The 13,728-nt window shown below is 35.7% G+C and carries 13 protein-coding genes; 3 read left to right on the top strand and 10 right to left on the bottom strand.

Translation table 11 applies throughout. From position 1 onward, the window contains the following. Positions 1-945 carry a stage V sporulation protein K gene (gene spoVK, locus CIB95_RS03600; RefSeq protein ID WP_094921908.1) on the bottom strand — a complete coding sequence of 315 codons (945 nt, stop codon included), beginning with the start codon at positions 943-945 and terminating at the stop codon, positions 1-3. A 170-nt stretch (positions 946-1,115) separates the two neighbouring features. On the opposite strand from spoVK, the gene CIB95_RS03595 reads away from it, so the two are divergent. Continuing rightward, positions 1,116-2,234, top strand: coding sequence for a WG repeat-containing protein (locus CIB95_RS03595; protein ID WP_158217551.1), 1,119 nt, complete (start codon positions 1,116-1,118; stop codon positions 2,232-2,234). Positions 2,235-2,285: 51 nt separating this feature from the next. Here CIB95_RS03595 and CIB95_RS03590 read toward each other — a convergent pair whose 3' ends face one another. The 3 genes from CIB95_RS03590 to CIB95_RS03580 form a co-directional block, all read right to left on the bottom strand. After that, positions 2,286-2,567 carry a hypothetical protein gene (locus CIB95_RS03590; RefSeq protein ID WP_094921904.1) on the bottom strand — a complete coding sequence of 94 codons (282 nt, stop codon included), beginning with the start codon at positions 2,565-2,567 and terminating at the stop codon, positions 2,286-2,288. Positions 2,568-2,581: 14 nt separating this feature from the next. Further along, complete coding sequence (gene tlp, locus CIB95_RS03585; RefSeq protein WP_094921902.1) at positions 2,582-2,815, bottom strand: small acid-soluble spore protein Tlp; 234 nt, start codon at positions 2,813-2,815, stop codon at positions 2,582-2,584. An 89-nt stretch (positions 2,816-2,904) separates the two neighbouring features. Continuing rightward, complete coding sequence (locus CIB95_RS03580; RefSeq protein WP_094921900.1) at positions 2,905-3,879, bottom strand: carbohydrate kinase family protein; 975 nt, start codon at positions 3,877-3,879, stop codon at positions 2,905-2,907. Between the two features lie 274 nt (positions 3,880-4,153). Between CIB95_RS03580 and cbpA the strand changes: the two genes are divergently transcribed. After that, entirely contained in the window at positions 4,154-4,780 is a 627-nt protein-coding gene (gene cbpA / locus CIB95_RS03575; RefSeq protein ID WP_094921898.1) for a cyclic di-AMP binding protein CbpA, read from the top strand. Between the two features lie 98 nt (positions 4,781-4,878). Next, positions 4,879-5,868, top strand: a complete 990-nt coding sequence (locus CIB95_RS03570; RefSeq protein WP_094921896.1) for a tyrosine-type recombinase/integrase — start codon at positions 4,879-4,881, stop codon at positions 5,866-5,868. Between the two features lie 23 nt (positions 5,869-5,891). On the opposite strand, the gene hfq is transcribed toward CIB95_RS03570, so the two are convergent. Genes hfq through CIB95_RS03540 form a run of 6 tightly spaced genes read right to left on the bottom strand, consistent with a single transcriptional unit; the run spans position 5,892 to position 13,389 of the window. Further along, the gene (gene hfq / locus CIB95_RS03565; RefSeq protein WP_094921894.1) at positions 5,892-6,116 is read right to left on the bottom strand and encodes an RNA chaperone Hfq; all 225 of its coding nucleotides are present in this window, start codon (positions 6,114-6,116) and stop codon (positions 5,892-5,894) included. A 13-nt stretch (positions 6,117-6,129) separates the two neighbouring features. Continuing rightward, positions 6,130-7,086 carry a tRNA (adenosine(37)-N6)-dimethylallyltransferase MiaA gene (miaA, locus tag CIB95_RS03560; RefSeq protein ID WP_094921892.1) on the bottom strand — a complete coding sequence of 319 codons (957 nt, stop codon included), beginning with the start codon at positions 7,084-7,086 and terminating at the stop codon, positions 6,130-6,132. A gap of 12 nt (positions 7,087-7,098) precedes the next feature. After that, positions 7,099-8,988, bottom strand: a complete 1,890-nt coding sequence (gene mutL, locus CIB95_RS03555; protein WP_094921890.1) for a DNA mismatch repair endonuclease MutL — start codon at positions 8,986-8,988, stop codon at positions 7,099-7,101. A 19-nt stretch (positions 8,989-9,007) separates the two neighbouring features. Further along, positions 9,008-11,590, bottom strand: a complete 2,583-nt coding sequence (mutS, locus tag CIB95_RS03550; RefSeq protein WP_094921888.1) for a DNA mismatch repair protein MutS — start codon at positions 11,588-11,590, stop codon at positions 9,008-9,010. A gap of 38 nt (positions 11,591-11,628) precedes the next feature. Beyond that, positions 11,629-12,765 carry a putative amidoligase domain-containing protein gene (locus CIB95_RS03545; RefSeq protein WP_094921886.1) on the bottom strand — a complete coding sequence of 379 codons (1,137 nt, stop codon included), beginning with the start codon at positions 12,763-12,765 and terminating at the stop codon, positions 11,629-11,631. Between the two features lie 57 nt (positions 12,766-12,822). Then, entirely contained in the window at positions 12,823-13,389 is a 567-nt protein-coding gene (locus tag CIB95_RS03540) for an outer spore coat protein CotE (protein ID WP_094921885.1), read from the bottom strand. Positions 13,390-13,728: the final 339 nt, after the last annotated feature.

Below are 13,728 nucleotides of genomic sequence, written 5' to 3'. Positions count from 1 at the left end.
TCACTTGAACTGAAAGTCTTCTTTGACCAATGTCATTAACTGCTCCCTGTTCGGACCACTTTCATTCAATAAGCGAACAGCTTGCGTTCTGATCGCTTTTTCAATGACATTCCGGACAAATCTCGCATTATTAAAAGTACCGCTTCTAGAATACTTTTCTTGCATAATGTAATCCTTAAGCTTAAACTCTGCGTCCTTTGAAAAACAATATTCTCTTTCGTCGACCATGATTGAAGCGATTTTTAATAGTTCATCAATTGAATAGTCGGGGAATTCCATGACAAACGGAAAGCGCGACGGTAGGCCTGGATTTAAAGAAAGAAATTGATCCATTTCATTTGAATAACCTGCCAAAATAAGAATAAACTCATTTTTCTTATCTTCCATAGCTTTCACTAACGTATCAATTGCCTCTTTCCCGAAGTCTTTTTCTCCACCCCGTGCCAAAGAGTATGCTTCATCAATAAAAAGGACTCCACCTTTCGCTTCTTCAATTAACTTTCTAGTTTTTTGCGCAGTATGTCCGATATACTCACCAACAACATCCGCTCGTTCCGCTTCAACTAAATGCCCCTTTGATAATACGTGCATCTCTTTAAAGAGCCTCGCTAATATTCTGGCAACTGTCGTTTTTCCCGTTCCAGGATTGCCTTTAAATAGCATATGCATGGATTGATGTTGCACGGATAAACCATGTTCTCTTCGCTTCCTATTGACGTACATCCAGGCATAAATTTCTTTTACTATTTTTTTAATTTCAATTAGTCCAACCATTCCATCAAGTTGTTGTTCTACCCTTTGTAACAAGTGATGCTCCGCCGGTATTGTTCTTTCTACAAATGTTTCTATTTGCTGCTTCCTTTTCACACCTAGCGGCTCTTTCTTTTCACGTTGATTTAGGACAATATTTATTTGACTATCCCTTTTTCGAATTTGTTGATCCAAGAGCCATCACCTCTCTCTTCACAGTATACGCTTAAATAACAAAATCGTGACAAATGCCTATATTTTATAGAGATTTAAGAATTCAATATTCAGTTAATCCTTTTGGAAACTCATCATTTTTTGAAACCATCTATTATTATCCTCGTCATTACAAGAAAAGGGGAACTATTATGAACAAGAATTTTATTATTTTCATAACTATTTTAGCTTTAATATCTATTAGTTACTTATTATTGAATGGAACAGAAAGTATTCAAACCGTGCAAGAGGAAAACAAAGAAACTGCAGATGAAACAACGTCATTACACCCCGTCACTAAAGATGGTTTAGTCGGTTTTATAAACCAAGATGGAAAGATGATTATTGAAGCAACGTTTAATCGCGTAATTACTAAGCGCGCCTATAAACATGACGAGCTCATACCTGTAAAAAAAACGGAAAAAGGGAAAGTCGGTTTTATTGATAAAACTGGAGAATTTGTTATTGAACCGAAATTTGAAGCGGCATTTCCTTTTCAGGAAGAACTTGCGATGGTTTTAATGAACGGAAAAGTTGGTTACATAGGTAAAAAAGGTCACTTTATAGTCGAGCCAACTTATTCTCTAAAGGATTTCCCTTTTTCTGAAGGCATTGAAATGACTTTCTTTAACGAGGGACTAGCTGCTGTTCAAGTCGAAGGCAAAGGTTGGGGTTATATTGATAAATCCGGAGCTGTCGTGATTGAACCACAATTTGAGTTTGCATCGCGGTTTAGCGAAGGGGTAGCTTTTGTAAAAGTTGATGGCTTATATGGATTTATTGATAAATCCGGCAGCATTGTAATTGATGCAGAATATGAGCATGCGCTTCCATTTTCCGAAGGGGTAGCTGCTGTCAAAAAAGAGAATAAATACGGATATATTAATAACAATGGGGAGTTCGTTATTGAGCCACAATTTGATATTGCTAAATCATTTACTAATGACATTGCTCCTGTGTTCAAAAAACAAACGGCAAATGGCGGTGAAACTGATCTCGGTATTTCTGTTGGTTACATAAATAGAGAAGGAGAGTTAGTTATTGATTTTCAATATGAAGGCGATGAATTTTCCGATTTCACATTTAATGACGGTTTAGCCATTGCTCGAAGCGGTTTAAACTATGGGTTTATTAATACATCTGGGGAAGTAAAAATTCCTTTTTCATATGAGCAAGTCTATCCATTTTCATATGGATTATCGAAGGTTGTTGTAGGTGATAGAGAATCATACATCAACACAGAAGGAAAAGTAGTCTACTCTAGCAAATAAAGATTAAAAAGTCAGAGTGTGCCTCTTGAGCAACTCTGACTTTTCACTTCATTAATTCCTGTTTTTAACAAATGTAATAAATCCAAGAACAGTTCCTTCATGCTCCAATAATTTTTGTAAATAATGTGGGTCCTTCAGCAACCCACTCTTTTTTTGTAATTCAACTTGCTTTTTATATTCCTCTACCTCTAATAATTCCTGAAACCATCTTTTCTGTTCTACCTTTTCAAGTAATTCTTTGGCATCAGGATCTTTCATATGAAGTACATATTTCCGGATAAATTCAATAACACCTGCTATGGTAAGTACAACTAAAAATAAGAAAAGTAACATACTGTCATTTTACATCATTGGTACCCATTTTCTCTAGCCTGAGCTTCATCTGCCATTTCTTGTTGCATCGCTGTAATGCTTTGCTGGCGATGTTCATTTTTCTCACGAAGACGCATCTTTTCTTCCTCAGAGCTTGAATACTCCATGATTCGTTCGGCCTCTTCCATTTTTGCTTGCGTGTTTTCAATCATATCATGCAGTCTTTCTACGTTGTTTTTGCGATTATCTGGATTATGTTTACTGTTCAAAACTGTCCATCCTCCTTTTTAATGGTTAGTTTATATCTAAATTACATCTTCATACGCAAAAAAAGAAACTGCAAAAGCAGTTCCGTTGATTAATACGTACCTTTTTTAATTAATTTGTTGATTTCCTCTAAAGTAGGCATGCTTGGTATAGCACCCATCTTAGTAGTAGATAAAGCTCCAACAGCATTAGCAAAAGTGACAATGTCTATTAATTTAGACTCATTGAGTTCAGAAAGTCCGATACCCTCATCTAAACATGATAAAATTTGCGCAAGTAAGCCACCTAAAAAAGCATCGCCTGCTCCTGTTGTATCTTTTACTGAGACTTCAAATCCATTAACAGAACCTTCTGTACCCTTATATCTGTAGAAACATCCTTTTTCCCCTAATGTCACACATAGAAAAGTAATGTCAAATTCCTTAATTATTTTTTCAGTACCATTCGATAAGTCAGTTGTTCCTGTCAAAAACTGTAACTCTTCTTCGGAAACTTTTACAATGTCCGTATATGTTAACCCTGTTTGTATCATTTTTTTAGCATGTTCTAAATTACTCCACAATGCCGGGCGTAAATTAGGATCGAATGAAATGATAACATTATTTTCTTTGGCCACTTTTAAGGCAGCAATTGTTGCTGAAGCTACAGGTTCATGTGTCATTGATATAGAGCCAAAGTGAAAGATTTTAGTCTTTTCAATTATCGTCTTATTAATTTCGTCTTTTCTTAACATCATGTCAGCACCAGGATTCCGGTAAAAACTAAAAGAGCGTTCACCATTATTTTCTAGATGAACAAATGCTAATGTTGTATTGGCTTCTTTTGTCATAATGAGTGCTTTGGAGTCAATATTACTATTGTCTAACGTTTGTTTTAAAAAATCGCCAAATTCATCTTGTCCGACTTTACCAATAAAAGCCGTTTTATAGTTTTGCTTACTTAATGCAGCTAACACATTAGCTGGCGCACCACCTGGATTTTGTTCGAAAAGATGTCCTCCATTTTTCGAATTACCGTGTGGTGTGAAATCGATTAATATCTCTCCTAAGGCGACAACATCGAACATTTTTCCACCTGCTTTCCGTTACCTATTTAAGTGACAAGTGCCATTGATTAAATGTCACTTTGAAATTTTCACCCTTCAAAAAATTTTTCACATCTATCTTAGACAAGTTCGTCATACAAGTAAATATTACTTCTTATGTTTATTATAACTAAGTATTTTTCGGGAGTAACAAATTGTTAAAATTAAGTAAAAAAACATATAATTACAAGCATTGCCAGTGAAAAAGGGTTATAATAGACTTGTAAAAGATATTACATATGGGAGAGTGGCTATTGTGAAAGTAAAATACAATTTTGTCCCGAAAGAAGAAGTTGCATTTTGCCCTGAAACTTTTAATGTACAACAAGCATATGACTTACTAAAAGAAACTGGCTACCGCTGTGTGCCAGTACTAAGTGAAGATGGCACGCAATTTAAAGGTCAGATTTACAAAGTAACTATTTTAGAATATTTATATGAAAATAATGGCTATCATGAAGAATCCATTGAAGGACTAGTTAAAAATAAAGAAGCATTTGTAACGGAAGACGATTCTTTTTTCAAATCATTCCTCTCCATTAGACGTTTGCCGTTTTTAGGAGTAATTAGTGAAACTGGTGATTTTGCTGGTATTTTAACACATGCTAATGTCATGGATGTGTTAGAAGATTCATTTGGTATGAGAACTGGTGGTTATACTTTAACTGTAACGACTCATGAGGAAAAAGGTGCTTTGAAGCGTCTATTAACGTTATTAAAAGATTACAATGTAGAAGGATTACTAACACTCGATAATGGGGAACATTACATTAGACGAATTGTAGTAAATTTGCCGAAAGAATTGTCTGAGCAAGATATTGAGCAACTTGTTAAGAAGCTTGAACCTAAAGGCTTCCGCGTCCCATATATTGACAAAATTTAAATTTTTAACTAGGCTGCTTCTTAACAGAAGTAGCCTTTTGCATTGAAAAAAGGGCATTTCCGACGTTAAGGCGAATTATATACGAAAGGAGGAAAATCATGGCTATTTTAAATAATCAATCGTTACCATCTTATATTAATCAGTTTTTACTTTCCTATAAAGAAAAAGGGCGACAATCATCAACGATTAAAAGATACTTGTATGATTTAGATGAATTTCTACAGTGGATGCGTGCCAATTACAATAACGTTTCTTTTGAACAGTGGCAATCATTATCAGCAAAGGATTTTGCATCTTACTATACCTTTTTGATTGAACAACGAGACTACTCCGAACGGACAATGAAACGTATCGCAACTGTCTTAAAACAATTGTACCGCTATTATGAACAACAAGGGTACAACAACATTGTATCTCCAAACCTAACCGTCGAGGCTAACAAAAAAGCAGTTCCACTTAGCTCAGAAGATTTTATTTCTGAAGATGAGCGTGAGCACTTTTTGAAAATCATCTCTTCAAGGGAAGGTTTATCTGAAAACCAGTTAAAATCGAGACATTTATTAAACGATCGAAATAAAAGTATTATTCTTATGTTATGTGATGAAGGACTGACATTAAATGAACTCGTCTCACTGACAATGAAAGATATCCACTTTGAGAATAATCAAATAGATGTTCCTTCTGTTACAAGTATGGCAAGAACCATTCGGATTTCTCACGAAAATAAACAACAATACTTCGCCTATTTTAAGTCGATTCCGGCTCCAGTAAGACCGCAATATCATAGTGATGACCCATTTTTTCTCGCTTTTGATTTTCAACGTAACACGTATCGTTGGATGTATGATCTTGATGCTCCAAAGCGTATGACTGATATTGCTGTACAAAAGATGATTCGCACCGAAGGGAAAAGAGCTAATTTACGAAAAGGTCTTAGCGCACAACATATGCGAAACTCAGCAATATTACGAGCAATTGAAGCGGGTGAAACTCACGAGGAAATACAACGAAAGTTCGGTTTTAAAGCAGCTATCTCATTAAAAAGATATCTTACATTTGCTGAATCATTAAAAAAGTCATCCCCATAATAAAAATGGAGATGACTTTTTGTTTATTCAATTTCGATATTAAGTGCATTTTGTGGCACAAAAGTTGAAATTGCATGTTTATAAATTAAATGTTGTTTCCCTTCAGATTCAAATAACACTGTAAAGTTATCAAATCCTTTTATTACCCCACGTAATTGATAACCATTTAATAAAAATACGGTTATGAATGTACGTTCTTTACGTAGTTGGTTTAAAAACTGATCTTGGATATTAACTGATTGATTCATTCAGCAGTCCTCCTCATTCGTCAATAGTATTACATTCTCTTTTTATGATGAACTTTCCTGCTGCATCCTCTAAAATTTCTAATATGACTTTTTCTCGGTTGTTTGTCATATCGTACCAAGATATATCCATTTTGTTACGAAACCATGTTAATTGACGCTTTGCATAGCGCCTACTATTTTGCTTCAAATTTTCAATTGCACCTTCTAAGGAAACGTTACCTTCAATAAAGTCATATATTTCTTTATATCCAATCGCTTGCACTGATTGACAGTCACGAACACCTTTCTCATGCAATCCTTTGACTTCCTCTATTAATCCTTCTTCCACCATCATGTCTACTCGCATATTTATTCGTTCGTAAAGCTTATCTCTATCCATTGTAAGACCTACCATAAACAAGTCATAAGGTGATTCCTTCTGCTGTTTTGCTTGATATTCACTCATCGTAAGTCCTGTTTCATGATATACTTCTAATGCTCGAATAACGCGGCGGTGATTGTTAGGGTGAATATTTTCTGCACTTTTTGGATCAATAGAAACAAGTTTTTGATAAAGTGGTTCGATACCATTTTCAGCAACTTGTTGTTCTAATTTATTCCTGAATTCAACGTTTGATGAGGCATCTGAAAAATTATATTGATGTGTAACAGATTGGACGTATAAACCTGTTCCCCCTACAATGATTGGAATTTTACCTCTTTGGTTTATGTCAGTAATAAGTTCCGTAGCCCTTTTTTGGAATTCTGCAACAGAAAAAGGCTCTGTAGGTTCTTTAATATCAATTAAATGATGCGGAATTCCTTCCATTTCCTCGTCTTTCACTTTGGCAGTTCCAATATCCATATGTTTATATACTTGCATCGAGTCACCACTAATAATTTCTCCATTTAAAGCTTTTGCTAACTCGATACTAGTTTTTGTTTTACCTACCGCCGTTGGTCCGACGATGGCGATTAATTTTTCCTTCATCACATGCTCCTATTACATAATTCGTTTAAACATTTTTTCCATTTCATAAGTAGAATAGTGGATCGTAATTGGACGGCCATGTGGACACGTAAATGGATCACTACTTTTCCTTAAAGTTTCGAGCAATGAAAAAATTTCATCATTACGAAGATGACGGTTAGCTTTTATCGATGCTTTACATGACATCATAATCGCCGCTTCTTCACGTAATTTTTTCACGTCTATCGTCTTTTGCTTCAAAATTTCCTCAATCATTTCTTCGATGATTTCCTTTTCTTGCCCTTCAGGAAACCATAAAGGATGAGCATTGACCATAAAGGCTTGATGTCCGAAAGGTTCTAAGAATATGCCAACATCCTTTAACTTGTCGATGTTTTCTTCAATGACCGGCATTTCTGCACCAGTAAACTCAAATGTTAATGGAACTAAAAGTTCTTGAAGTTCGGGCTCTATTTCGCCTACTTTTTCTCGAAAGTACTCGTATTTAATTCTTTCTTGCGCGGCGTGTTGATCAATTAAATATAGCCCATTATCATTTTGAGCTAGAATATACGTGCCGTGCATTTGCCCAATAGGATAAAGTGGCGGTAAGCGAGATTCGCCTTCTTCCTGTTGCTCATTTCCCTCACCTGATTGAGAAGAAATTGTCGCTTCTTCTTTAAATGGTGTCTGTAATCGTTCCTCTTCCACAATTGGAGAGTTATCATAATGTTTTGTTTCCTGAAGAGCGGGTTGCGCCTCTTTACTGATAAGTGTTTCCGCTACACTTTCTGTTTCTGAAAATCTGTAATAATTAGCCGGCTGATCCACTTGTTTTAAAGCGTCGCTTTGCTTAGGCACGGTATGGTTAAAGACCATTTGTTGTTGTTCACTTTTATCCTTTTCTTTTCTTGGCAAAGCTGCCGAAGGGATAAGAGTAGTCTTTTTAAGTTCAGCCTTAATAGCTTCTTGTATAAGCGCTGTTAGTTCCTTTTCTTTGCTTAATCGTACCTCTAGTTTAGAAGGATGAACGTTTACATCGATTAGTAACGGGTCCATTTCAATATGCAATAGCGCAATTGGATATCTTCCGATTGGCAATAATGTATGAAAACCTTCTTGGACAGCCCTCATAATTTGATAGTTTCTAATATATCGACCATTAACTATAGTGGACATATAATTTCTTGATGCTCTCGTTACTTCCGGTTTCGCAATCCAACCAGAAATGGAAAAGTCAATCGACTCTGCCTTTATCGGTAATAAATTTTTAGCAACTTGCATACCGTATATTGCTGCGATAACTTGGCGTAAGTCACCATTTCCACTCGTCGCTAACACTTGTTTTTCATTATGAGTTAATTTAAAGGCGATTGTCGGGTGAGCCATTGCTAATCTATTGATAACATCAGTAATGTTCCCTAATTCAGTATGGACTGTTTTCATATATTTCAAACGAGCTGGCGTATTAAAAAAGAGATTATTTACGGTTATCTCCGTTCCTTTACGACTATTCGCAGCTGTTTTTTCTTTAATTGATCCAGCTTGTAGGTGAACATATGTCCCTGGCCCATCTCCAGTGCTAGTTTTCAAATGGAAATCGGATACCGAGGCGATACTCGGAAGTGCCTCGCCGCGGAAGCCTAGTGATTTAATGCGAAAAAGATCACGTTCATTTTTTATTTTACTTGTTGCATGACGTTCAAAAGCTACTTCACAGTCATCAGAAGCTATACCTGTCCCATTATCAAGTATACGAATTTTAGAAAGTCCACCTTCTTCAACTTCAACTTCAATCCGAGTACTGTTTGCATCAATCGCATTTTCCACAAGTTCTTTTACGACAGATGCCGGGCGCTCTACTACTTCACCTGCTGCTATTAAGTTAGAAAGCTGCTCATTCAAACGAACGATTTTTCCCATGCTTTCCCCTCATTTCTTTTTACGCTTTTAATTTCTTTTGTAAATCATAAAGTTTATTCATCGCCTCAAGTGGCGTCATTTCCAACATATTCATCTCTTGCAACTGTTTTAAGACTTTTTGCTCCTTACTGCCTATAGGTGGAGTTACATTATTATTTTCGGCAACAAAGAGGGATAATTGCTCTTCCTCTGTCTTCTGATTAACTTTCGAAGTAGTTGGCTTATTTTTCGATTGACCGCTTTCTAGTTTAGCTAATATTTCTCTTGCTCTGACTATTAATTTATCTGGCAGCTCAGCTAATTGTGCTACATGTATCCCGTAGCTTTCATCTGCTCGGCCATCACGAACTTTGTGTAAAAATACTACTTTACCATTCTCTTCAATAGCACTTACGTGAACATTGTGAAGAGCTTCAAGTTCATCCTCTAAATCCGTTAATTCATGATAATGTGTGGAGAACATCGTTTTAGCTTTTATTTCCTCAGAAATATATTCAATTATTGCTTGCGCTAACGCCATCCCGTCATAAGTGGAAGTGCCTCGGCCAATTTCATCTAAAAGAATTAAACTATTTTGTGTAGCCTTAGCTAACGCTAACTTTGTTTCTAGCATTTCAACCATAAAGGTACTTTGACCAGCAGCTAAATCATCTGCTGCTCCAATTCTAGTAAACACTTTATCAAAGATCGGTAATTCCGCACTGTCTGCCGGAATAAAGCAACCTATTTGAGCCATGATTGCAGTAAGTGCCACTTGGCGCATATACGTACTTTTACCTGACATATTTGGTCCTGTAATTAATAACGTTTCCCTAGAAGCATTTAGTTCTACATCATTTGCAACATATTCTTGGGAATTCATCATTTTTTCAACGACAGGGTGACGCCCTTCTTTAATAAGGACATTACGATTTTCCGAGAAAGTAGGCTTCACATAATGATAGTTTTCACTAATAGTAGCAAACGATTGTAAGCAATCAATTTCACTAATTTGCCTCGCAAGTTTTTGCATGACTGGAATATAGGTTTTCACTTCTTCTCGTAAAGCGATAAAAAGTTCATATTCAAGTTGAACAATTTTTTCTTCAGCATCTAAAATTAGCGATTCTTTTTCTTTTAATTCAGGGGTAATATAACGCTCTGCATTTGTTAACGTTTGTTTACGCTCATATTTCCCTTCAGGAAGTAAGTGTAAATTTGCTTTTGTTACTTCGATATAGTAACCAAACACTTTATTGTAACCAATCTTTAATGATTTGATTCCCGTTTCTTCTCGCTCTTGTTGTTGCAATTGAGCAATCCACGCTTTTCCGTTCCTTGTAGCATCACGGTATCTATCAAGTTGCTCATTATAGCCATCATTAATTATGTCTCCATCTTTAATAGAAAGCGGTGGTGACGGCTGAATGCTTTTTTCGAGCATAGCTGTAAGTCTTTCGCATGGATCCATTTTCTCAGCTAATTCCGAGCTGTAAGGGTTGTCCAATTGTTGCAATGTAGAGATTATTTCTGGAACTTGTTGTAATGATTTTTTTAGCTGTATTAAATCACGAGCATTTACATTTCCAAATGCTACTCGACCAGCTAAGCGTTCTAAATCATACACACCTTTTAACTGTTCTCTTAAATTTTCGCGTTCAAAAAATTGCTGAACAAATGTTTCTACCATTTGTTGACGAGTTTCAATTTTTTCCTTAGTGATGAGTGGACGCTCAATCCATTGTTTTAACATTCTTCCACCCATAGCAGTTACTGTTTTATCTAATAGCCATAATAATGACCCTTTTCTACTTTTATTGCGATTAGACTCTACTAGTTCTAAATTTCGTTTAGAATGCATGTCAATTTTCATAAATTCATTGACTTCAAAGTAAAAAACAGGTTGCAAATGATCTAGTGATCTTTTTTGCGTTCGAATCATGTATTGCAATAATCTAGCAAACGATTCAATCAGCTTTGGTTGCTCGATGTTCTCAACTAAAGTAGTAAACTCGTCTGGAATAAAACTTTCATCTTCTCGTGAAACTGTTACTTCAAGTCGCTCTTGTATTGCTTGCAATAAGCTTTCATCTACATTGCTAGCAACAACTACTTCTTTTGCTCCTGAAGAAAATAGTTCATGGATTAATTCGTCTTTACCTTCTTGGAGTAACGTTACTTTATTTTCTCCAGTCGTTAAGTCACATAAAGCTAATCCAAATGTGCCATCTGAAAAGCATGTAATAGCTGCTAAGTAATTGTTTTCTTTTTCAGAAACAATACTTCCATTCATGACCGTTCCAGGCGTAATTAACTGGACAACTTCACGCTTAACGACTCCTTTTGCATGTTTAGGGTCTTCCACTTGCTCACATAATGCAACTTTATAACCTTTTTCAATTAATCGATTAATATAACCTTCTGCAGAATGATGTGGAACTCCGCACATCGGAATTTGTCCACCATCACGGCTAGTTAATGTAATTTCTAGTTCTTGGGATGCCGTCACAGCATCTTCAAAGAACATTTCATAAAAATCTCCTAATCTAAAAAACAAAAAGGCATCCTTGTATTGTGCCTTTATCGCTAAATATTGTTTAATCATTGGGGTATATTCAGACATATGAACCTCCGATAAATATACTATCTTCTTTTATCATATTATAGCATATTTCCGGCAAATTCTTTATTGTTCGACACGGACTTTTCTAGAACCAATTCGAAAAATTCATTAGCAATCTCCTTATGAGAAGGGCGGTGTAACACTGATAACGCTTTACCATGTACTTTTTTTACTTCCGTTTCCAAAAACTTATTATTTTGTGTATAGTACCCATTTAATAGTTTACTTGGAAGTCGACCATCTTGAAATAGATGCGCATTTTTTAAGAGTAAGCAATACCAGCGAAAAACTGGTAGCATGTCTGGAATTTGTTCAATCCAAGAAGGTAACGTACGATATTCAAAACCATTGTACTTATTCATCTTGACAGAACCTAGTCTGCCATAAGTTTTCCTTCTTTGTACGGCTCCTTGATCCTCCGTCAAACTCATCGGTATTCCGAAAAATAAATCAAGCGTACGAACGACTTGAAAATTCAAGTTTTTATTACCGACGTGGATGTGTCCTCCTAACATAACACTACTTACAGGATTTGCTCCTCCAATAACTGATAAATCGTATTTTCTTGTAACCTCGAGTAATTTTTCATATTCTAGTACTAAATTTGTATATAGCTCTTTTCCGTTTTTACCAGGTAAAGGGCGTAATTCTAAAATATGATTTTTCGTTTTATTCTCTCTTACAATCATTGCATTATCATAGCCTAATCGATCATTTTGCTTAAATAGCGAAGAGGCAGTTATATATTTTTTTCGTTTTTCATGATACAGAAGACCTTCAACATCAGCACCAAATGTTAGCTCAGAATTGAAAGGAGATTGTTCTTTTATTTGCTCTAATCTTCGTTGTAACACATTAGGTAGTTCCTCTGCTCTTTTCTCTTTGATTGAATACACATGACATTTACCACCAAGACCACGTTGGATAACGCAAACCCCAATTGGGATATTTACGTAATAAAGACATTGAAGTGCTAGATGAATCATTTCCTTACTTTTAAAGAAGTTGTTGCCCTCCTTTAAGGAAATCCACCTTTTTTTTGTTGGCACCCAAATACGTACAGCAAGCATGTGGAACTGTGCACCGACTATTTTTACGGAGAGAAAATTTTTATTAAAGTAATTAGAAGTTGAGACTTGGTGTAATGATAATGTTTGTCTTATTTTATCATCCACGAAAATGCCCCCTAAATCGAAATAAAAAAAGGAAGAATAAAATATTCTTCCTAAAAGTTACTCTTCATCCCCAAGTAAGAAATCTGGGTCTAAGTCCTCAAAGTCATCATCACTGATGTCACAATCCCAATCTTTGTCGATGCCTTCTACGCATCCATCAGGATTTACAAGTACACAAATCTTTGTTTCACCAATTACTTCAGCAAGGAATTCTCTTTCTACTTGAACGATAACTTTGTTACCATTCGGTGAAATTGTTGCCTCTAACGTATTTGGTTGTTGAAGAACTCGAGCGATTACCTCAAGGTCATCATTCAAGCAATTCTCATCCTTTTGTGTTAAAGGAATGACATCACAGTACTCAACAGTTTCTGTTACAACTTCTGTTTTTGTATTTTTGTTGTATGAGTACCATACATTTATGTCATAGCGTCCTTCGATTTCCACACAATCGCTTTTCTTTTTAGCCTTATACTGATGGTTAATAATCCAGCAGCCTAAGATGCTAGTAGGACGATGTGCAGGATTTACTGTATTCGTTGCTTGAGTAAACTTTCTGCCTTTTGCACAAACCGCTTTCGTTATAATTTCACGAAAGTGGCGGTCATGTTCTATTTCAGACATTTGCGCATTACCTCCTCTTCCAAGTTTCACTCATATCGTATGCAGGGCGAATAACTAGTGTGCCAAAATTCTTTAGTTGTTTGCCTTACAAAAAGATGTGAGTTCACAGTCATTGCAAGCATATTAGTACATTGTATGTGTTGTTTTGGAAAAGTTGTTCATAATTTTAGAATTCCAGCCAATTTTAAAGAAAAAAGGAAGCTAAATAATAGATGATAAAATGAACGGGGAGTTACTTATGTACAACGGTTTAAGGTTAGGAAACAATTATCAGAGATCAATCCAACCATATTGACTGATATAAATAAAAAACACGTGAAATCTTTTACAGATTTCACG

The sequence above is a fragment of the Lottiidibacillus patelloidae genome, from assembly GCF_002262935.1.
In the GTDB taxonomy this organism is placed as follows: Bacteria; Bacillota; Bacilli; order Bacillales; family SA5d-4; genus Lottiidibacillus; species Lottiidibacillus patelloidae.
This window is presented reverse-complemented; position numbering and strand designations above follow the sequence as displayed.

Excerpts from the sequence above, each read along its gene's own strand:
- CIB95_RS03595 (WP_158217551.1), top strand. The coding sequence starts at position 1,116 with ATGAACAAGAATTTTATTATTTTCATAACTATTTTAGCTTTAATATCT.
- CIB95_RS03590 (WP_094921904.1), bottom strand. The coding sequence starts at position 2,567 with ATGTTACTTTTCTTATTTTTAGTTGTACTTACCATAGCAGGTGTTATT.
- CIB95_RS03540 (WP_094921885.1), bottom strand. The coding sequence starts at position 13,389 with ATGTCTGAAATAGAACATGACCGCCACTTTCGTGAAATTATAACGAAA.
- miaA (WP_094921892.1), bottom strand. The coding sequence starts at position 7,086 with ATGAAGGAAAAATTAATCGCCATCGTCGGACCAACGGCGGTAGGTAAA.
- hfq (WP_094921894.1), bottom strand. The coding sequence starts at position 6,116 with ATGAATCAATCAGTTAATATCCAAGATCAGTTTTTAAACCAACTACGT.
- CIB95_RS03580 (WP_094921900.1), bottom strand. The coding sequence starts at position 3,879 with ATGTTCGATGTTGTCGCCTTAGGAGAGATATTAATCGATTTCACACCA.
- CIB95_RS03570 (WP_094921896.1), top strand. The coding sequence starts at position 4,879 with ATGGCTATTTTAAATAATCAATCGTTACCATCTTATATTAATCAGTTT.
- mutL (WP_094921890.1), bottom strand. The coding sequence starts at position 8,988 with ATGGGAAAAATCGTTCGTTTGAATGAGCAGCTTTCTAACTTAATAGCA.
- mutS (WP_094921888.1), bottom strand. The coding sequence starts at position 11,590 with ATGTCTGAATATACCCCAATGATTAAACAATATTTAGCGATAAAGGCA.